Here is an 18,793-nt window from a genome sequence, read left to right on the forward strand (position 1 = left end):
TCATCCTCCTCGTCGGCGTCGCCATCGACCTGCTCCTCTTCAGCCCCCTCGAACGCGCCGTCCTGCGCCGCCGCGGCCTGCTGGTGAAGGGCTGACGGCTTCAGGACCGACGGCATCAGGGGCTGACCGTTTCGCGCGAAACGGTCAGCCCCTGCTTGCGCATGCACGCGCCGCGGGCACTGCACGCGCGGTACGCACTGCAGGCACTCCTCGCGCCGCTCGCGCCGCACGCGATCCTCGCGAAGTACGCGGGGAACACTGGTGCACCGCAGGTGAGTTGTGCTCTCCTGAAGCCATGAGCCTGCTCGTGATGCGTCGACACGTGGACTACGTGCGCGTCACGACCATGGCCTGTTCCGTCTGACACCGAGGCCTCGTCCCGGCGTCCGGACATCGACGCGCCCCGCCCCGAAGGGCTCCCGGCGCCCCCCGAAGGCCTCGCCCCGACCCGCGCTTCGTGCCCCCTGCCTTCCGGCTTCCTGGCGCGGGCACTGGACCGTGCCGCACCACACCACCCATCCACCGCACCAGGAGGAGACGCATGAGCGTCCATGGCATCCCCGACGCCCGCGCAACCGTCGACGACGACCGCACCGGCACCGCCGCCGCCGTTCCCGACCCGGAGACCTTCGCGGCGGAATGGGAGGCGTGGCATCAGGACAAGGACGCCCGGCTCGCGTCGGAGCACGGCTTCCTCGCGGTCACCGGTCTGCACTGGCTGTCCGCCGAGCCCCAGGACTTCCCCGGCGTGCCGGGGACGTGGTCCACCGGGCCCGACGGCGTCGTCGTGGAGCTCGACGAGGGGACCGAACTCGTCGTCGACGGCGTGGCGGTGCGGGGACGGCACCTCTTCGGCGTGGTTCCGGAGCGCGGCGGCGTCAACGCCGTATGGGGCGACACCGTGATCGAGGTCGCCAAGCGCGGCTGGCACGACGTGGTCCGGCCGCGGCACCCCGGCCACCCGCTGCGGGTCGCCTTCACCGGCACGCCCGCTTACGCACCCGATCCACGCTGGGTGGTCACGGGCCGGTACGAGGCCTTCGACGAGCCGCAGCCGACGACGGTGGGCGCCTCCGTCGAAGGCCTTCGGCACGTGTACGACGCTCCCGGCCGCGTCGTCTTCCGCTTGGGCGGACGGGAGTTGAGCCTGACCGCGTTCAACGGGCACGCGCCCGGCAGCCTCACGGTGCTGTTCACCGACGAGACCTCGGGCGTCACCACGTACGCGGCCAACCGTCAGCTCGGGGTGGCGGCACCAGGGCCCGACGGCACGGTGGTGCTCGACTTCAACCGCGCCACCAATCTGCCCTGCGCCTACACCGACTTCGCGACCTGCCCGCTGCCTCCGGCCGAGAACCGGCTGCCCGTCGCGATCGAGGCCGGAGAACGGATCCCCCGCGAGCGCGGCCCGGTCGCCTAGGCCGTTTCCTTCGGACCCGGCCGGGATCCGGAAGAGACCGACCGGCCGGCGTCCGCGGGCGGTTTCGGCTCGGGTCGCTGCCGGCGGTTCCCCGGGCCGAACCGGCCGAGCGTCGCCGTGAGGAGGACGGCCGTCAGCGTGCCGGCGACGACGCCGCTGCCCAGGATGGTGCGGGCCCAGGCGGGGAATCCCGCGTACAGGTCCGGGCTGAGCAGCGGCAGCAGTCCCATGGTGAGGGCGAGCGCGGCCGTCAGGCTGCCCGTACCCGTGCCCGACAGGTCGGCCCGACGGAGCATCTCGACGCCCATCACGGCGATGACCGCGTAGACGACGAGCGCGGAGCCGCCCACGACGGCCTCGGGTATGCCTGCCAACGCCCGGGACACCGGCGCCGCCAGGCCGAGGACGACCAGGAGCACGCCGGCCCCGGCGGTCACGAAGCGGCTGCGGACTCCGGTGAGGCGGCCGATGCCGATGTTCTCGGCGCTGGTCACCATGAGGGACGTACCGAACAGGCCGCCGGCCAGGGAGACCAGGGCGTCGGCACGCGCGACGCGCGGGACGTCCCGTCCGGGTGCGGGAGTCCGGCCGACGGTCTCGCTGTTGAGGACGGTCTGTCCGGTGATCTCGGCCAGCGTGGTGAGGCTGAACACGAGCAGCGGGAGAGCGGCCACGAGGTCGAAGCGCGGTGTCCCGAAGGGCAGGAACGCTGGCAGCGCGAAGCCGCTCCCGGCGGCGGGGGCGAAGGTCCCGAGCCCGGTCGTCACCGCCACGACCGTTCCCGCCGCCATGCCGATGAGGACGGAGGTCTGGCGCCACACGCCGTGCAGCAGGACGTACGCGGCGACGGTCGCCGCGACCGTGAGCGCGGCGAGGAGGACCGCGCGGGGCTCGCCCGTGCCGTCCGGTCCGGTGACGAGCCGGGCGGCGACCCGGATCATCGCGATCCCGATGAGCAGCACGGTCACGCCCATGACCAGGGGCGGGAAGAGCCGTACGACACGGGCGTACAGGGGCAGTACGGCGAGCAGCAGCCCCGCCGCCAGGAGGACCGCGCCGGTGGCGGTCGGCGCCCCGTGTTGCTGGGCGATCTGGAGGAAGAGCGCGGTCGCGGCTCCGCCGGGCAGCATGACGAACGGGAGGCGGCCGCCGATCCGCCACACGCCGAGGGACTGGAGCAGCGCGCCCGCGCCGCACAGCAGCAGGACCGCGCTGAGCAGCGAGGCGGTCGCGCCCGGCGGCATCTTCAGGGTGCCGGCGACGAGGAAGACGGTGGAGACCGGGGCGGCGATCATCGCCAGGACGTGCTGGGCCGACAGGGGCACCAGGCGCCGCCACGGGACCCGGGCGTCGACCGCTTCGGCGGCGTGGCCGGGCGGAGGGGTCAGGGTGGTCGTCACGCGGTCGCCTCCAGCCACGGGATGTCGGCCGCGGCGTAACGGTAGGCGCGGAAGACGGCGTTGGGCTCGGACGGGAACAGGCCCCGGACCTCGCTCTCGCCGTAGCCGGCGAAGTGCGGGACGACGTACTCCCAGCACAGGTAGCCGTCCTTCGTCACCTCGAACAGCCGCCCGGACGGGGAGTCGGTGACGAGCGTGTTGCCGTTCGGCAGGCGCTGCGCGGAGCCCATGAAGGGCGCGAAGAAGAACTCGCGGGCCGGGTCGTGGTACTCCCACACGACGTCCCCGCGGGCCCGGTCGATCTCGATGACGCGGGAGTACGGGACGTCGTGTCCGGGCCGGAAGACGCCGTTGTCGAAGACCAGCAGCCGGCCGTCGTCCAGTTCGGTGGGCGCGTGCTGCTGGCTGACCGTGCCGGGGCGGCTGCGCCAGAGGATCTCACCGGTGTCGCGGCTGATGACGACGACGGCCGAGACGCTGCGCAGGCTGGCGAGGATGTTGCCGTCCCGCAGGGGCGTGACGCTGTTGATCAGGGGCCAGTGCTCGCGGGCGTACGCCTCGTGCAGCGGGAACCCCGCGCGGTCCAGGTGCTCCGCCGCACGCCAGAACCACAGGAGTTCACCGTCCGGGCCGACCTCCTTGATGGTGTCGGCCCAGACGACGCCGCCCGCGGCCTCGGAGCCGGGTACGCCGCCCCGTACCGCCGCGGCCTCCGCCCCCGCCAGGGCTTCCAGGGCGGTGTAGAGGATGCGGCCGTCGTCGAGGTGATGGGCGTCGTGGTGCTGGAGGGGGTCGCGGTGCTCGCGCAGCACGGTGCCGTCGGGCGCCGCCCGGAGCATGACGCCGCCCCGGTACTTGTGCCACATCGGGAAGAGGGCCTTCTCTCCCGGGAGCACGCCGTTGTAGGCGAGTGTCCCGTCGGCGAGGAGGCGGGCGTGGCGGCCGGGGCGGTAGGGCAGGTCCCAGCGGTGGACGGTCCGGCCGTGGATGTCGACGAGGTACACCTCTCCGCTGCCGGTGAGCGGTGCGTAGAGGGTGTAGCCGTCGGACACGGCCGACTCGTCGAGGGCGATGAGGCCGGTGGGACGTCGGCGTCGTGAGTTCTGGTCGACCGGGCGGATCGGGGGCATGCCGGAGCTCCTCGCGTCAAACTTTCTTTGATGAGAACAACCGACTTTGACGGTAGGAGCGTTGTGTGACGGGCGTGTGTCGGGAGTACGAAACCGTCTCCGGGTTCCCGCCCCTTGCCGCGTAAGGTGCGGTCAGGCGCCGTCGACCAGGGAGAACGGCGCCGCGGGGCGGGGAAGGACGGGACACGATCCATGGACGCCGCGAACACACCGCGGGTGGGTGCCGCCGTACGCCGCCGGCGACGGGCGCTCGACCTGACGCTCGCCGACGTGGCCGGGCGCAGCGGTCTCTCGTCGCCGTTCCTCAGCCAGATCGAGAACGACCGGGCGCGCCCCAGCATGCGCTCGCTGCAGCGGATCGCGGACGCCCTCGGGACCACGGCGGTGCAGCTGCTCGCGGCCTCGGACGAGACCCGCACGGTCGAGATGGTCCGCGCCGACGACGACAGCGGCCTCGACCGGGAGGCGCGCGTCCGGCCGGTGGTGCGCGGCCGCCATCAGTTGCACGCCCTGGAGTTCACCGGCGAGCACGAGGCGGACCGCGAGTTCCGGCACCGCAACGACGAGCTGATGTACGTGGCGGACGGCGCGGTGGAGGTGGAGGCCGACGGCCGGGTCCACCGGCTGGGGCGCGGCGACACCCTGCTGCTCTCCGGCGGCGTCCGCCACCGCTGGCGCTCCACCGAGCCGGGCTCGCGGGTCCTGGTCGTCGCGATCGGCGACCACGTGGAGGTGCTGGAGTCCTGACGAGCCGGTGCCGTCGCGACGTCCTCGCGCCGCCCCACCGGCTCGTCCTCGCGGCGGCCCAGCCCCGCGGCGGCCCAGCCTCGCCCCGGCTCAGCCCGGCGACTCGGCCTCACCCCGGCTCAACCACACGACAGCTCAGCCTCGCGACAGCTCGCCGAGCAGCTTCCAGGTGCGGCGGCGGTCGTCCTCACCGCTCAGGTCCGTCGCCGTGAACACCACCTCGGTCGCCCCCGCCTCGCGGTAGCGCCGCACCTCGGCGGCGACGGTCTCCATGCGGACGACAACAGGCGCTTCGGGCACGGGAATTCCTGCGCCACGTGAACAGCGCGGGTGCCGTCACATGTTCTTCATGCCGTGTGCACGGCCCTGGCGCGCCCCTCCCACCCGTGATCGACGGAACGCGCACTCCGCACGCCGCCCACTTCGCACCGCGGCGAGAAGGAACCGCCCCGTGGAGGCACAGAATCCCCCTGCAATGGTCACGACGTCATTCTCGATGCATTACGTGGCGTCGTAGACCGCCATGCCGGCGGCAACCGAGCCGCCCGGCGAGTGGATGGACAAGTAAATGGCACGTGCCGGATCCGCGGCGAGCATCAGCATCTGCGGTCGGTATCGCGGTGGCGATGCCATCGCCGACTTTCCCCTTCCCTGCCGAGGGAAATGACGCGGTCCTCGAGAAGGCGGTATCCATCCAATTAGCACCTGGAGGCAGCACTCCATTCACTCCCCCGTGCCTAACGAAGCTCCACGCACTCCGCCCCCTATCCCGAAGGAGTCGAGAAGCTGTTCGCTGAGAGCGGAGGGCATGAGTGCCAATTGGCCTGAAACCAGGCAGTGTTGACCCCCATGGGCGGCCTGGGCAGGGACGGAACCGAGACGACGCCCGCAAGAAATGGCCCATAAGGAAGTAATCGGCACTTGATTCCGGCCAGGAGCAAAGCGGTTGCCCTGCCCCTCCCGTGGACAGGGCAGGCGACGCGGCGGAACCCCACGTCGAGGCGCAGGAACGGAGTTGGCTTGTCCGCACAGGCGCGTTGCCGACGCACTCGCCTATGTGACTCGGGTAAGCGTTCACATCGGCAGCAAGGGATGCGGACGGTTGTGCGGATAGGGGTGCCGGATTAGAGTGAGCGGCCTTGCTCGGAGTGGTCGGCGGGGGCCGGTTAACCCGGGCCTGAGCGAAAGGAATTCCGTCTTGACCGAGACCGAGAAAGCCGCCGCCGATCCCGCGATAGCCGACAGAAGCGACGGGCCCGACAGCCCCGGCGGGATCGAGGTGCTCACCTCGCTCAGCCCCGACTTCACCGCCGATCCGTACACCGCCTACGCGCTGCTGCGCGAGCGCGGCCCGGTGCACCAGGTCATGACGCCCGACAGGGGGCTGGTGTGGCTCGTGGTCGGCTACGAGGCCGCGCGCGAGGCCTTCAGCTCCCCGAAGCTGAGCCGGGACTGGCAGCGCGAGTGGCGGCAGCCCGGCTGGAGCCCGCCGTACGCCCTGAACATGCTCGGCAACACCAACATGCTGATGAGCGACCCGCCCCACCACACCCGGCTGCGGAAGCTGGTGTCGCGCGAGTTCACGGCCCGCCGGGTCGAGGCGATGCGCGGGCGCGTCCAGGAGATCGCCGACGAGCTGCTGGACCGCATGGCGGCGGACGGAGCGCGCCGTGCCGACCTCATCGACGCGTTCGCCTCCCCGCTCCCCATGATCGTCATCTGCGAACTGCTCGGCGTCCCCGGCCTGGACCGCGCCGCCTTCCACGCCTGGTCCAACGAGACCCTCGCGCCCACCAGCCCCGAGGCGGAGAAGGAGGCGTACGAGCAGGTCATGCCGTACCTCAAGGGGCTCATCGCCGCCAAGCGCGAGAGCCCCGGGGAGGACCTGTTCAGCGCCCTGGTCAACACGGTCGACGAGGGCGGCGACCGGCTCACCGAGGACGAGCTGATCTCGTTGGCCTTCCTGCTGCTCGTCGCCGGGCACGAGACGACGGTCAACACGATCGGCAACGCGGTGCGGGCGCTCTTCGCGCACCCCGAGCAGATGGCGGCCGTACGGGCCGATCCGGCGGGGCTGGCGGCGGGGCTGGTGGAGGAGACGCTGCGCTACGACGGGCCGGTGGAGACCACCACGCCGCGCATCGCCCTGGAGGAGACCGAGATCGGCGGCGTACGGGTACCGCGCGGTGCCATCGTGCTGATCGCCATGGCCGCCGCGGACCGCGACCCGGCGCGCTACCCCGATCCGGACCGCTTCGACGTACGGCGCGACGCCCAGGGCCACACCGCCTTCGGATACGGGATCCACTACTGCCTGGGCGCCCCGCTCGCCCGCCTCGAGGCCGGGGTGGCGCTGCGCTCGCTGCTGGAGCGCTGCCCGGACCTGACGGCGGACGGGGAGCAGGGGGAGTGGCTTCCGGGGATGCTGATCCGGGGCGTGCGGACGCTGCCGGTGCGGTGGTGACACACCCGCCGCGGGCGGACTGACGGGCGGGTGAGCGGTCGCGGCGCGCCGGGGCACGGGAGTTCCCGGAACGCCGCGCGCACCCACGTGACCGCCTGACGCCCGCTGCCTTGCCTGGTCGGCAGGACGGGGAGGGAACGACCTGAGCGGCTCGGCCACCGACCTGACACCGCATCGGAACGAGCGTCGCAGGGGCGTCACGAGCGAGACCCCGGCATCGAGATGTGCCGCTCCGGCCCGACGACCGTCAGCGTCACAGGGCGGGCTTCGGCGGCTCCGCCATGGTGGGGTGCGCCGGCGCGGAGACGGAGACGGGGCACAGTCCGGGCGCTTGTACGGCGGCCGGAGCGAAGCCTGGGCCCCGCCGCCCGGAACCGGCGCCGCACGCACGGACCCTGGAGGCGTCGAGCCCGATCCGCTCCCTCTGCCAGGCCGCTTCAGGGGCGCCGGGCTGGTCCGTTGCGGCGCGCGAGTGCCGGGGCGGTGCGCAGGACCGCCGCCAGGAGTGCGCAGGCCGCAAGCGCGGCGGGGGCCGCCACGGCGAGCGGCGTGCCCACGCCGTGTCCCCTGCCCCAGGTCAGGAGCAGGGCTCCCGTGGTCGCGGCGGCGATCAGCCCCAGGCCGGTCCAGCGGGCGAAGGCGGCCTGTGGGCGAACGCCCGGCACCGGGAGCGCGGAGGGCACGAGCGCCGTCCAGCAGGCGGCGTCCTCCCGTTCCTCCCGGCGGCGTCGTACCGCCGCCCGTACGCGCAGGGCGACGCACGCGCCGACACCGACAGCGGCCAGGCCGATCAGCGGCCGGACGGGCACTCCCAGGAGCAGGAGCGGTACGGCGATGGCGGCCGTTGCCCAGCCGGTGACGCAGGCGGCCGCGGTGAGGCGCCGGGAGACGGGGCGGTCGGCGCCGGCGCGCAGGTCGGTGAGGGCCGGGACGTACCAGACACAGCCCGACGCGGTCACGGCCCCGACGCCCAGGGCGAGCACGGCCGCGGTCATCAGTGGCTCACCTCCTCGTGCGGCTTGTTCTCCAGTCGGTCGACCACTGCCATCTCGGGGTGGTGCAGGTCGAACGCGGGGGATTCGGAACGGATCCGCGGCAGGGTGAGGAAGTTGTGGCGCGGCGGCGGGCAGGACGTCGCCCACTCCAGCGAGCGGCCGTAGCCCCACGGGTCGTCGACCTCGACCTTCTTGCCGTACTTGGCGGTCTTCCAGACGTTGTAGAAGAACGGCAGGAAGGACAGCCCCAGCAGGAACGAGCCGATGGTGGACGCCGTGTTGAGGGCCGTGAAGCCGTCGGCGGCGAGGTAGTCCGCGTACCGGCGCGGCATGCCCTCGGCACCCAGCCAGTGCTGGACGAGGAACGTGGCGTGGAAGCCCACGGTGAGGGTCCAGAAGGTGATCTTGCCGAGCCGCTCGTCGAGCATCTTGCCGGTGAACTTCGGCCACCAGAAGTGGAAGCCGGCGAACATCGCGTACACGACCGTGCCGAACAGCGTGTAGTGGAAGTGCGCGACGACGAAGTACGAGTCGGAGACGTGGAAGTCCATCGGGGGCGAGGCCAGGATGACGCCGGTCAGACCACCGAAGGTGAAGGTCATGAGGAAGCCGGTGGCCCAGAGCATCGGGGTCTCGAAGGACAGCGAGCCCTTCCACATCGTTCCGATCCAGTTGAAGAACTTCACGCCGGTCGGTACGGCGATGAGGAACGTCATGAAGGAGAAGAACGGGAGGAGCACGCCGCCGGTGACGTACATGTGGTGCGCCCACACCGTCACGGACAGACCCGCGATCGCGATCGTCGCGGCCACCAGACCGATGTACCCGAACATCGGCTTGCGGCTGAAGACCGGGATGACCTCGGAGATGATGCCGAAGAACGGCAGCGCCAGGATGTACACCTCCGGGTGCCCGAAGAACCAGAAAAGGTGCTGCCACAGCAGCGCGCCGCCGTTGGCCGGGTCGAAGACGTGCGAGCCGAACTTCCGGTCGCATTCGAGCGCGAAGAGCGCGGCCGCGAGGACCGGGAAGACCATCAGGACGAGCAGCGAGGTCAGCAGCACGTTCCAGGTGAAGATCGGCATCCGGAACATCGTCATGCCCGGGGCGCGCATGCAGATGATCGTGGTGATGAAGTTGACCGCGCCCGCGATCGATCCGAAGCCGGAGAGCGCGACACCCATGATCCACAGGTCGGCGCCGAGTCCGGGCGAGTGGATGGCGTCGGACAGGGGTGCGTAGAGGAACCAGCCGAAATCCGCCGCGCCTCCGGGGGTGAGGAAGCCGCCGGCGGCTATCAGCGAGCCGAAGAGGTAGAGCCAGTAGGCCAGCATGTTCAGCCGTGGGAAGGCCACGTCGGGCGCGCCGATCTGCAGCGGCATGATCCAGTTCGCGAAGCCGGTGAACAGCGGCATCGCGAAGAGCAGCAGCATGATCGAACCGTGCATCGTGAACGCCTGGTTGAACTGCTCGTTCGACATGATCTGGGTGCCCGGACGGGCCAGCTCCGCCCGCATCATCAGGGCCATGGCACCCCCGATGACGAAGAAGAACAGGGCGGAGCAGAGATAGAGCGTGCCGATCCGCTTGTGGTCGGTGGTCGTCAGCCACTCGACCCACGACGGCCTGGCCGGCCGCCGTGGGGCTTCCCCGCCGGGGTGCTCCAGGCGACCCGCCCGGGTCACGGCCTCGACCTGAATGCTGTGTGCCTCGTCCACCGGACGGCGACCTCCACTTCCGCTCATACTGACCAACCGGCCGGGAAGCGGCCGCGTACGGGGGATTCCTCGGCGCGCTTCCCAGCCGCCGGCCCATGATCGTGGGCACCGGACGGGGCCCGACAGGGCCGAGCGGTACCCGGCGGCGGCGCGGCGGCAGGGCCGTTCGGCCCTGCCGATCGCACCAGCCGCCCACCCCGCACGTGCGGACATGCCCGCCCCATCCGCGCATCCGGCTCCGGCATGGCCGCGGCTCGACGTCCCCGAGCCGCCGGTCTGGCCGCACGCGCCCGGGGGCCCGTGGTGACGGCGGACGTGCGCGCCGACCCGCGGGCACTGCCGCTGGGCGGGGCGGCCGGGGAGGAGCATGGCCCCGTGGTGGCCGTGCTCCTCCCCGTCACCGACGCGGTGTGCGGGGCCCTGCGCCCGAGCAAGAAGGGCGGGCAGGCCGGGATTCGACGCAACCGAGGCCCAGCTGATCAGCGGCTTCGCCGATCAGGCTGCGATCGCGCTCGAACTCGCCCGGCGGCGGGCCGAGTCCGAGGAACCGATCGTGCTCCACGACCGTGGCCGCGTCGCACGCGATCTGCACGACGTCGCGATCCAGCGGCTCTTCGCCACGGGCATGACGCTCCGGAGCGCGACCCGGACCATCGAGAACGCCCCTGCCGCCGAGCGGGTCACCCGGGCGGTGGACGACCTCGACGCCACCATCCAGATCATCCGCTGCACGATCCTGCGGGGCCCCTGTCGCGTCGGCGCGGCAGGGGCCCGGCTGCCTCGGCGGCAGGGTCTGCAGCATCCACAGCGTGCCCCGCTCGATGGTGAACTCGATGTCGCAAAGGCCCCGGTAGTGACTTTCCAGCGTCTGCACGCAGTCGAGCAGCCTTCCGAAGGAGACCGGGTCGAGGTGTTCCAGTTCACGGAGGGGAACGGTGTTACGGATTCCGGCGATGACGTCCTCGCCCTGGGCGTTCGGCAGGTAGTCGCCGTAGACGCCGGGCAGTCCGGTCGTCGGGGCACGGGTGAAGGCGACGCCGCTGCCGGAGTCGGGGCCGCGGTTGCCGAAGACCATGGTCTGGATGGTGACGGCGGTGCCCAGGGTGTCGGGAACGTGCTCGCGACGCCGGCAGAGCCGCGCCCGCTCGCCGTTCCACGTGGTGAAGACGGCGAGAACGGCCCGGCGGAGCTGCTCGGCGGGGGCCTGCGGGAATTCCTCTCCCGTCTCTTCCAGAATCAGGTCCTTGTACGTCTCGACCAGGCGGATCAGGTCGCAGGTGTCCAGCTGGGTGTCGTCGGCGGCGCGATGCTGCCGTTTGATCGCGGTCAGGACGCTCTCGAAGCGTGCACTGTCGACGCCCATGACCGTGCTGCCGAACATCTGCACGAGGCGGCGGTACGAGTCCCAGGCGAACCGTTCTGGTCCAGGGGGCCTGCCCAGGCCCAGGACGGACAGGTCGTTGAGGCCGATGTCGAGAATGGTGTCCATGGTGCCCGGCATGGAGACCGGGGCACCGGAACGGACGGAGAGCAGCAGAGGGTCGTCCACCTGGCCGAGCCGTCGCCCGGCGGTGCGTTCCAGGGCGGCGAGGTGTTCACCGATCTGGCGTTCCAGCTCCCTGGGTGGCTCCCCGGTCTCCAGGAAGACCCGGCAGGCGTCCGTGGTGACCGTGAAGCCGGGCGGTACGGGCAGGCCCATGCGGGTCATCTCGGCGAGATTGGCGCCCTTGCCGCCGAGGAGGTCGGCCATGTGCCGGCCGCCCTCGGCGAAGCCGTACACGTACTTCGGATGCATGAGGTGTCTCCCTTCCTGTCGGCAGCAGGGACTCCGTGGATGCCCTGTCCCTGCGGTTTGGCCCTCAGTCGGCGAGCGGCCGGCCGGGCCTCCGCCGTCTCGACCCCCTGAGCGGCGCCCCCTGCTTCGTCGTCGACGGCCGCGTCCACGCAGCGACCGTGCGCGGCATCGGTGCGTTCCTTTCCGTGACGGCACGTCCTCGTCTCCACGCTGATGAATCTCGCCGGTGCGCGAGAGGGGCCGCACGGCCCGCCCCGGGTCCCTGAGGTCCCGGAAGCCCCTACGAGAAGCATTCGGTGCCGTGCCATCAGGCGGGCCGCCCGCGGCAGCGGGGCGTCTGGCCCGGCCTCACCTTCGATGTTCGTCGCCCGGCTGCCACCGGCCGAAGAGCCGAGAAGCTCGTGCGAAGCCGCTGACCGGCCTTGTCGTTCCGGGTGGACAGGACCGGTGGTCCCCCGGCGACACGCGGGACCGTGCCCTCCCTCACGAGCCGCGCGGTGCCGCCGCTGAGAGAGGGTCAGGCAGCCGCTGGGGCGGCATGGCTGTCCGAGCCGTCCGGGGACGATGCCGGAACGGGCGGTACCGTGCGCGCCGCTCTGCGGTAGGGCCCGTTCAGTCGTGGGGTACGACAGCGACCGGGGCCAGGCAGTGGTGCAGGACCGCGTGGGTGACGGCCCCGATGTGAGTGCCGATCCGTGACGGGCGGACCTTGCGGCCGACGACGACGAGCCGCGCGTCACGCGACGGCTCCGTCAGGTCCTGCGCCGGCCGGCCCTGGCGGCAGTCGCGGACCACCGCCACATCCGGGAACTTCTCGGTCCAGGGGGCCAGCGCCTCGTCGAGCGCCCTCCGCGCGTCCGCGGCGACCTCCGTCATGAGCAGCGGCAGTGCGCCGCCCATGTCGGGTTCGTAGAGCGCCGGAACGGCCCACCGGTGCACCACGCGCAGTCCGCAGCCGTACCGGTCTGCGGCGGCGAAGCCGAAGGCGAGCAGCTCGTCGCCGGCCTCGGACACGTCCAGACCGACGACCACCTCCCCCGTACGTTCTTCCTCGGGCTCCAGGAGGCCGTGCGGGCGGACGAGAACGACAGGTCGCCGTGTGCGGGCGAGGACCGCCAGGGAGACCGACCCTGCGAAGAAACCGGCCAGGCCACCCAGACCACGGGAGCCGAGCACCAGCAGTTCCGCTTCCTCGGCAGCACTGCACAGCTCCTCCACCGGGTCCCCGGCGACCCACTCCGTCTCGACGTCCAGGCCCGGGTGGCGGCGCCGCAGCCGCCTCTCGGCGATGGCGAGGGTGCGCGCGCCCCATTCGCGTGCCGTCGCCGGGTCGACCACACGTGTACGGGGGTCCTCGTCGATGCTCCATACGCGGAGCAGCCGCAGCGGCACGTCACGACGCAATGCCTCCTGAGCGGCCCACTGCGTGGCGGCGAGGCTTTCCGGGGATCCGTCGAGGCCGGCGGTGACGGTGCGGGACATGGAGACTCCGTGGGTCTGGCGGCCGGGCGGGCCGGACGCGGCGTACGCGGGCTGTCCTCAGGGGCCCGAGGATCGCCGTCCGGCACTCCGGGGCGCTGCTGGGCGGACCTGCACCTCCACAGTGATCGGCCTGCACGGTGCGCGCAGGGGGCCACAGGTCCCTGCTGGGGGCCGACAGACCCCGCGACCGCACTTCACCGGCCGGACCGCCACGCCGCCGTGACCGAACGGCCGGGAGACAGGGCCGATGGGCCCTCGGCGGACCACCGCCTCCCCAGAGAGGCTGATGGCAGGAAGCACGGCCGAAGCGGCCATGCCCTCGAACCGTATGGAGGCACCCTCATGACCAGCGCCATCACCGTAGGAGTGGACGGCTCCGCGGAGAGTCTCGCAGCGGCGGACTGGGCGGCGCGCGAAGCCGAGCTGCGGGGCATGCCGCTGCGTATCGTGCACGCCTGGCTCTGGCAGCCCCTGGACGTCCCCGTCGTCCAGGACAGGGAGAGGCAGGCCACGTCCGCCCGCGCCGTGCTCCGCGAGGCCGAGACACGCGTCGCCGGCCGCCACCCGGCCCTCACGGTCACCGCCGAAGTGGTCCAGGACACCCCGGTCGCCGCTCTGCTGAAGGAAGCCGAAGCAGCCGAGATGCTGGTGCTGGGTTCGCGGGGGCACGGGGCGTTCGTCGGCTTCCTCCTCGGCTCCTACGGTCAGCAGGTGATCGCCTCCGCGAAACGGCCCGTCGTGTCCGTGCGCGCACGCGACGGGCATACGCCCCGGGCGGAGGGCGGCGAGATCGTCGTGGGCCAGCAGGGCACGCCGGAGGACAGCGCCGCGGTACTCGGCTTCGCCTTCCGGGAGGCGGCAGCACGCGGCGCGGCCCTGCGTGCGGTACGGGCCTGGAGCCTGCCGCCGGTCTTCGCCTACAGCCCCGGCTCGATGCTCCTCGTGGACGAGGCCGGAGGGCTGGAGCCGTTCGAGAGGAAGGCCCTGGCGGAGGCACTCGCCCCGTGGCGCACACGGTTCCCCGACGTCCCGGTGACCGAGCACGTCGAGATCGGCAGCGCGGGCCAGGTACTGCTGTCCACCGCGTCGGACGCGCGGTTGCTCGTGGTCGGCCGACGGACGGGCCGAGCATCCGTCGGTACCCGCATCGGGTCGGTCGCCCACGCCGCCCTGCACCATGCCCCCTGCCCCGTCGCCGTCGTGCCGCACGACTGACGGCCTCCTCGTAACGGGGACCGGTCACACGGCCGGTCCCCGCCGCGGGAACGGCACCGCCCGGACGCCGGAGCAGCGACCGCACGGTGAGGAACACCTGCCGGGCGGGCCGGCCGAGACCGGCGCCCGGTCCTACCGCCTCGTTCACACGACAGCGGCAGCCGGACGAGCTGCCGTCGACTGAGTTGTGGCATCACGCGGGAGGGGCCGCTCGACAGCGGGCCGCACACAGAACCGCGAAACGCACTGGCATCGATCACGAAGCCAGGCGGCGGTGACATCCGAACCCGAGCCGGAGATATGCACGACAAGTGCCCGTCCAGACGTCGCCGGGATCGCAGCGGAAGGGGCCCGGCGGCCTGTTGCCGAGCCCCTTCGCGTTCTTCGTACATCGCTGAATGCCGACCGCGGCCCCTGCCCGGCTCCGGCAGAGCACAGGCAGGGGGCCGTCGCACCCTTTCGCGTCCCGTGTGGACCGGCGTCAGCCTCGCGGGCGGCCATCCCGTACGACCTGGTCCTCCCGGGCAGCCAGTGCCTGGGTGGCGATGACGGCGGCCTGCACCCGGCGTTCGACACCCAGTTTGGCGAGCAGCCGGGAGATGTTGTTCTTGACCGTCTTCTCCGCCAGATACAGCCGCTTGCCGATCTCCCGGTTGGTCAGTCCCTCCCCCACCAGTGCGAGGATCTCCCGCTCCCGCTCGGTCAGTCCCGGCAGCCCCTGCCGCTGCTCCTCCTGGGGGGACCCGCCGCGAAGCCGGGCCATGACCCGGGCCGTGGCGCCGGGGTCCAGCATGGACTGGCCGGAGGCGACCGTACGCACGGCGTTGACCAGGTCGGTGCCGGTGATCTGCTTGAGGACGTAGCCGGACGCGCCGGCCATGATCGCGTCGAGCAGTGCCTCCTCGTCGTCGAAGGACGTCAGCATCAGGCAGGCCAGGTCGGGCATGCGCGAGCGAAGCTCCCGGCACACGCTCACACCGTCCCCGTCCGGCAGGCGCACGTCGAGAACGGCGACCTGCGGGCGCAGTGCGGGCACCCGCACCAGCGCCTGCTCCGCCGTGCCCGCCTCCCCGACCACCGTCAGATCGGGCTCGGCGTCCAGGAGGTCGTGCACACCGCGACGCACCACCTCGTGGTCGTCAAGGAGGAAGACCCTGACCGGCTCCTTCTCCGTGAGGCCGCCGTTGCTGTCCGTCATCACACACTCCGTGTTCGCCGAGTTCTCCGCCCCTGAGGGCTCCGCACGCATCGTGCCGTGCGAGCGGGGCCATCGCCCAGGGCCGGATGGCCCTCATACCCGGCCAGGGTCCGGAAATGCCCGTATCCGATGTCGCAGGTTCCCCCTGCACCTCCTGTGGCCGACGATCACGAGCCGGCTGCACGGCATCCGTCGCCCTCCTCTCCCTTCGGCCACGTGTTCCCACTGCGTCGAGGCATCGCCGCGAGGGACGTTCGGCCCTCTGAGTACGGGCCCGCCGGACCTGCCGTCCACGCTCGCGCACTGATGGACTAGCGGCGCCGGCCCGGCCGGGGCACTCAGGCCCCGGAACACGCCTGAATCAAGAAAGCAGGGCAGCCGCCATGACGACGTTCCCGATCAGCCTGACCACGGCCCCGCAGAACCCCAGCACGACGGCAGTCGCCCTGATCGGGGAGCTGGACCTGTACACCGTTGCGCGCATCGAGGCGGAGCTGACCCACCTGGCCCGGCGGACCGAGCGTGAACTGCTGCTCGACCTGGCAGACGTCACCTTCTGCGACAGTTCCGGCGTGGCGCTGTTCGTGCGCATGCACCGCCGGTGCGCAGCGGCCGGTGTGCGTCTGCGCCTGTGCCGCATCCAGCGACTTCCCGCGCGCGTCATCCGCGCCCTGGGCGTGGACCGCGCTGTGTCCTGCTCCTTCGCATGACCCGTCGCGAAGCTCCAGCCTTCGGAACCGCCGGCGACCGGCACGGCCGAGAAGGTCCGTTCGGCCCTACCGAGCCGGCGTTCAAGGGGAGACGCTGGCCGGAGGCGGCGAAGCCGTCCGGGGCCGAGCCGGAGCAGAAGGTGAGCACGATGAAGGACGAAGCCGCGCGTACCACGGTGGACGGCCACCGTGAGGCGGTGGCGCCGCGACGCATGGGACAGCTCGGCCGTGCCGAGGCTCTGCGGCTGCTCGGCAGCATCTCGCTCGGGCGCATCGTCTTCACGCATCAGGCCCTGCCGGCCATCCGCCCGGTCAACCACGTCATGGACGGTGAGGACATCATCGTCCAGTTGCATGACGGCGCCACGCTCGCCTCCATCGTCACGCCTACCCAGGCCGCAGGTGTCGTGGTGGCTTACGAGGCTGACGTCATCGACCTCGAGACGCACCTCGGCTGGAGCGTGGTGGTCACCGGATACGCCCGCCGGGTCACCGAGGAGGGGGAACTCGCGGGTTTCGCCGCCCGTTTGCGCCCATGGGCGCAGACCCCTGCCACGACCACCGCGTTGCGCATCCGGCCGGACCTGGTGACGGGCATGCAGCTGACCGTGTAGGGGCCTGCCGGTCGCGCGGATGCCGAATTCCGCGGCGGCACACGACCCCACCGGGACTGCGGGCACCCGCTGCACGGCGCCCCCTCGGAACGGCGGGAGGCCGGCAGACGGGTCACGGGCCCCGGTCCCACCCGGGAGGATCGGACGCGCTCCGGCTGGGGATCCGGCGGCTACTGCGCGGGTCCGGAGATGAGAGGCGCGCGCCACACCAGCCGGCTGCCGCCCTCCTCGGGGCAGACGATCTCCAGGGCGCCGCCCACGCTGCGGGCCCGCTCCTCGATGTTGCGCAGGCCGCTGCGCCTGCCGTCGGCGGGGATGCCACGGCCGTTGTCCGTGATGGTGAGGACGACTTCGTCGGAGGTGGCCTGGAGGGTGACCTCGACCCGGGTGGCGTGGGCGTGGCGGGCGGCGTTGCTGAGCACTTCGGTCAGGGCTGCCGTGACATGGTCGGCCACGTGCGGCGGCACGTCCGTGTCGAGCAGGCCCTCCATGCTCAGACGGGGCGGGAAGCCGAGCGTGGTCGCCGTCTCGCCCACGGTGCGGGCGACCCGTGCGCGCAGGCTCGGCCCGGTGTCCTCCTCGCGGGCGCGCAGGCCGAAGATCGTGGAGCGGATGATCTTGATGGTTTCGTCGAGGTCCCCGACGGCCCGCGCGACCCGTTCGGCGGCGCCCTCGTGCTGCACGAGTCGCGCCGCGCTCTGCAGGGTCATGCCGGTCGCGAACAGCCGCTGGATGGCCAGGTCGTGGAGGTCACGGGCGATGCGGTCGCGGTCCTCCAGAAGGGCGAGCTGCTCGGCGTCGCTGCGGCGCTCGGCCAGCTCCAGGGCGAGCGCGGCCTGTCCGGCGAAGGCCAGCAGCGGCTCCAGCTCCGCTCCGGTGAAAACCGGGTCTCCTTGGTGCCGGGCCAGCAGCAGGACACCGCGGGTGTCCTCGGCGGCGGTTCCCAGGGGCACGGCGACCGCAGGGCCCAGCCCGTCGAAGCAGCGGGGGCCTGCGGTGTAGCGGTCGTCCTGCGCGAGGCCGACGGTGGTCACGGGCGCGCCGGCCTTGTGCGCGGCGCCGGAAAGGGTGCCCTCGATCGGGACCACCAGTCCGTTGCGGGTGGTGTCGTCCGCTCCGAGGGCCAGTTCCACGACGAGGTCGTCCGTCCCGGCGACGGGCACGGAGACGTCGGCGAGCCCGGCCCCGGTGATCTCCTGGGCGCGGCGGGCGATGAGCTCCAGCACCGCCAGCCGCGGACTGCCGGAGAGGAGGCTGTTGGTGATCTCCGCGCTTGCCCGGAGCCAGCGCTGCTGGCGCTGCGACGCCTCGTACAGGCGCGCGTTGTCGATGGCGACACCGGCGGCGACGGACAGCGTGGAGATGACCGACTCGTCCTCGGCGTCGAAGTCCTGACCGCCGTGCTTGTCGGTCAGGTAGAGGTTGCCGAAGACCTCGTCGCGCACCCGGATGGGCACACCCAGAAAGGTCCGCATGGGCGGGTGGTGGGCGGGGAATCCGTAGGACGCCTCATGGGCGCCGAGGTCTGTCAGGCGCAGCGGCTCGGGTTTGCGGATGAGCTCGCCCAGGATGCCGTGTCCGGCCGGCAGGGGGCCGATCTTCGCGATCTCTTCCTCGGTCAGGCCGACGGTGAGGAACTGGGACAGGGACCGGCCATCGGGCCCGATCACTCCAAGCGCCGCGTACTGGGCGTCGACGAGCAGCGCGGCGGCTTCCACGATCCGTCGCAGCACCTGGGAGAGGTCCAGCTCCCGGCCGACCGAGACGACGGCCTCCAACAGGCTGTGCACCCGGTCCCGGGTGCCCCGTGCGGCGTTGATACGCGCCTGCAGTTCCTCCAGCAGCTCGTCGAGCCGCATCTGAGGCATCCGCGACAGCGGCTCCTCCACGCCCACTGGGCCTCCT

General features: G+C 72.0%; 14 protein-coding genes and 4 pseudogenes. 8 read left to right on the plus strand and 10 right to left on the minus strand.

Features of this window, described 5'->3' with window-relative positions; all coding sequences use genetic code 11:
- Both ACFY8W_RS37560 and ACFY8W_RS37565 read left to right on the plus strand, forming a co-directional pair.
- Positions 1 to 95 (plus strand): annotated as a pseudogene (locus tag ACFY8W_RS37560) (ABC transporter permease); the annotation flags it as partial.
- Between the two features lie 446 nt (positions 96 to 541).
- Positions 542 to 1,420 carry a DUF1684 domain-containing protein gene (locus tag ACFY8W_RS37565; RefSeq protein WP_391115672.1) on the plus strand — a complete coding sequence of 293 codons (879 nt, stop codon included), beginning with the start codon at positions 542 to 544 and terminating at the stop codon, positions 1,418 to 1,420.
- Here the strand turns inward: ACFY8W_RS37565 and ACFY8W_RS37570 are convergent.
- A complete protein-coding gene (locus ACFY8W_RS37570) occupies positions 1,417 to 2,820 on the minus strand; it encodes a solute carrier family 23 protein (RefSeq protein WP_391115673.1) in 1,404 nt (467 codons plus the stop codon). The genes ACFY8W_RS37565 and ACFY8W_RS37570 overlap by 4 nt on opposite strands.
- Complete coding sequence (locus ACFY8W_RS37575) at positions 2,817 to 3,950, minus strand: aryl-sulfate sulfotransferase (protein ID WP_391115674.1); 1,134 nt, start codon at positions 3,948 to 3,950, stop codon at positions 2,817 to 2,819. The genes ACFY8W_RS37570 and ACFY8W_RS37575 overlap by 4 nt, the downstream gene beginning before the upstream one ends.
- 192 nt (positions 3,951 to 4,142) lie before the next feature.
- On the opposite strand from ACFY8W_RS37575, the gene ACFY8W_RS37580 reads away from it, so the two are divergent.
- Positions 4,143 to 4,697 carry a helix-turn-helix domain-containing protein gene (locus tag ACFY8W_RS37580; protein WP_391115675.1) on the plus strand — a complete coding sequence of 185 codons (555 nt, stop codon included), beginning with the start codon at positions 4,143 to 4,145 and terminating at the stop codon, positions 4,695 to 4,697.
- 135 nt (positions 4,698 to 4,832) lie between these two features.
- Here ACFY8W_RS37580 and ACFY8W_RS37585 read toward each other — a convergent pair.
- Positions 4,833 to 4,967, minus strand: a pseudogene (locus tag ACFY8W_RS37585) (LLM class F420-dependent oxidoreductase); the annotation flags it as partial.
- 231 nt (positions 4,968 to 5,198) lie between these two features.
- On the minus strand, positions 5,199 to 5,300 hold the full coding sequence (locus tag ACFY8W_RS37590) for an ATP-dependent Clp protease proteolytic subunit (protein ID WP_391115676.1): 102 nt from the start codon (positions 5,298 to 5,300) through the stop codon (positions 5,199 to 5,201).
- Between the two features lie 595 nt (positions 5,301 to 5,895).
- On the opposite strand from ACFY8W_RS37590, the gene ACFY8W_RS37595 reads away from it, so the two are divergent.
- Positions 5,896 to 7,161 carry a cytochrome P450 gene (locus ACFY8W_RS37595; protein ID WP_391115677.1) on the plus strand — a complete coding sequence of 422 codons (1,266 nt, stop codon included), beginning with the start codon at positions 5,896 to 5,898 and terminating at the stop codon, positions 7,159 to 7,161.
- A gap of 437 nt (positions 7,162 to 7,598) precedes the next feature.
- Here ACFY8W_RS37595 and ACFY8W_RS37600 read toward each other — a convergent pair whose 3' ends face one another.
- Both ACFY8W_RS37600 and ctaD read right to left on the minus strand, forming a co-directional pair.
- A complete protein-coding gene (locus ACFY8W_RS37600) occupies positions 7,599 to 8,156 on the minus strand; it encodes a hypothetical protein (RefSeq protein ID WP_391115678.1) in 558 nt (185 codons plus the stop codon).
- Complete coding sequence (gene ctaD / locus ACFY8W_RS37605; RefSeq protein WP_391115698.1) at positions 8,156 to 9,823, minus strand: cytochrome c oxidase subunit I; 1,668 nt, start codon at positions 9,821 to 9,823, stop codon at positions 8,156 to 8,158. Before ctaD ends, ACFY8W_RS37600 begins: the two co-directional genes overlap by 1 nt.
- Before the next feature lie 676 nt (positions 9,824 to 10,499).
- Here ctaD and ACFY8W_RS37610 point away from each other — a divergent pair.
- Positions 10,500 to 10,550, plus strand: a pseudogene (locus ACFY8W_RS37610) (hypothetical protein); the annotation flags it as partial.
- Between the two features lie 114 nt (positions 10,551 to 10,664).
- Here ACFY8W_RS37610 and ACFY8W_RS37615 read toward each other — a convergent pair.
- Together ACFY8W_RS37615 and ACFY8W_RS37620 are read right to left on the minus strand one after the other, a co-directional pair.
- Positions 10,665 to 11,669 (minus strand): annotated as a pseudogene (locus tag ACFY8W_RS37615) (PEP/pyruvate-binding domain-containing protein); the annotation flags it as partial.
- A gap of 612 nt (positions 11,670 to 12,281) precedes the next feature.
- On the minus strand, positions 12,282 to 13,151 hold the full coding sequence (locus ACFY8W_RS37620) for a universal stress protein (protein WP_391115679.1): 870 nt from the start codon (positions 13,149 to 13,151) through the stop codon (positions 12,282 to 12,284).
- A gap of 342 nt (positions 13,152 to 13,493) precedes the next feature.
- Between ACFY8W_RS37620 and ACFY8W_RS37625 the strand changes: the two genes are divergently transcribed.
- Positions 13,494 to 14,366: a universal stress protein gene (locus ACFY8W_RS37625; RefSeq protein ID WP_391115680.1), complete on the plus strand. Its 873-nt coding sequence runs from the start codon at positions 13,494 to 13,496 to the stop codon at positions 14,364 to 14,366.
- Between the two features lie 481 nt (positions 14,367 to 14,847).
- Here the strand turns inward: ACFY8W_RS37625 and ACFY8W_RS37630 are convergent, their stop codons facing one another.
- Positions 14,848 to 15,564 (minus strand): response regulator, encoded by a 717-nt coding sequence (locus tag ACFY8W_RS37630; RefSeq protein ID WP_391115681.1) that lies wholly within the window; start codon positions 15,562 to 15,564, stop codon positions 14,848 to 14,850.
- A 383-nt stretch (positions 15,565 to 15,947) separates the two neighbouring features.
- Here ACFY8W_RS37630 and ACFY8W_RS37635 point away from each other — a divergent pair, with 383 nt between their 5' ends.
- Both ACFY8W_RS37635 and ACFY8W_RS37640 read left to right on the plus strand, forming a co-directional pair.
- Complete coding sequence (locus tag ACFY8W_RS37635) at positions 15,948 to 16,274, plus strand: anti-sigma factor antagonist (RefSeq protein ID WP_391115682.1); 327 nt, start codon at positions 15,948 to 15,950, stop codon at positions 16,272 to 16,274.
- Between the two features lie 149 nt (positions 16,275 to 16,423).
- Positions 16,424 to 16,888 (plus strand): pyridoxamine 5'-phosphate oxidase family protein, encoded by a 465-nt coding sequence (locus ACFY8W_RS37640; RefSeq protein ID WP_391115683.1) that lies wholly within the window; start codon positions 16,424 to 16,426, stop codon positions 16,886 to 16,888.
- 170 nt (positions 16,889 to 17,058) lie between these two features.
- Here the strand turns inward: ACFY8W_RS37640 and ACFY8W_RS37645 are convergent, their stop codons facing one another.
- Complete coding sequence (locus tag ACFY8W_RS37645; protein ID WP_391115684.1) at positions 17,059 to 18,783, minus strand: GAF domain-containing protein; 1,725 nt, start codon at positions 18,781 to 18,783, stop codon at positions 17,059 to 17,061.
- Between the last annotated feature and the right edge of the window lie 10 nt (positions 18,784 to 18,793).

This window comes from Streptomyces sp. NPDC012637, assembly GCF_042954805.1.
Lineage (GTDB): Bacteria > Actinomycetota > Actinomycetes > Streptomycetales > Streptomycetaceae > Streptomyces.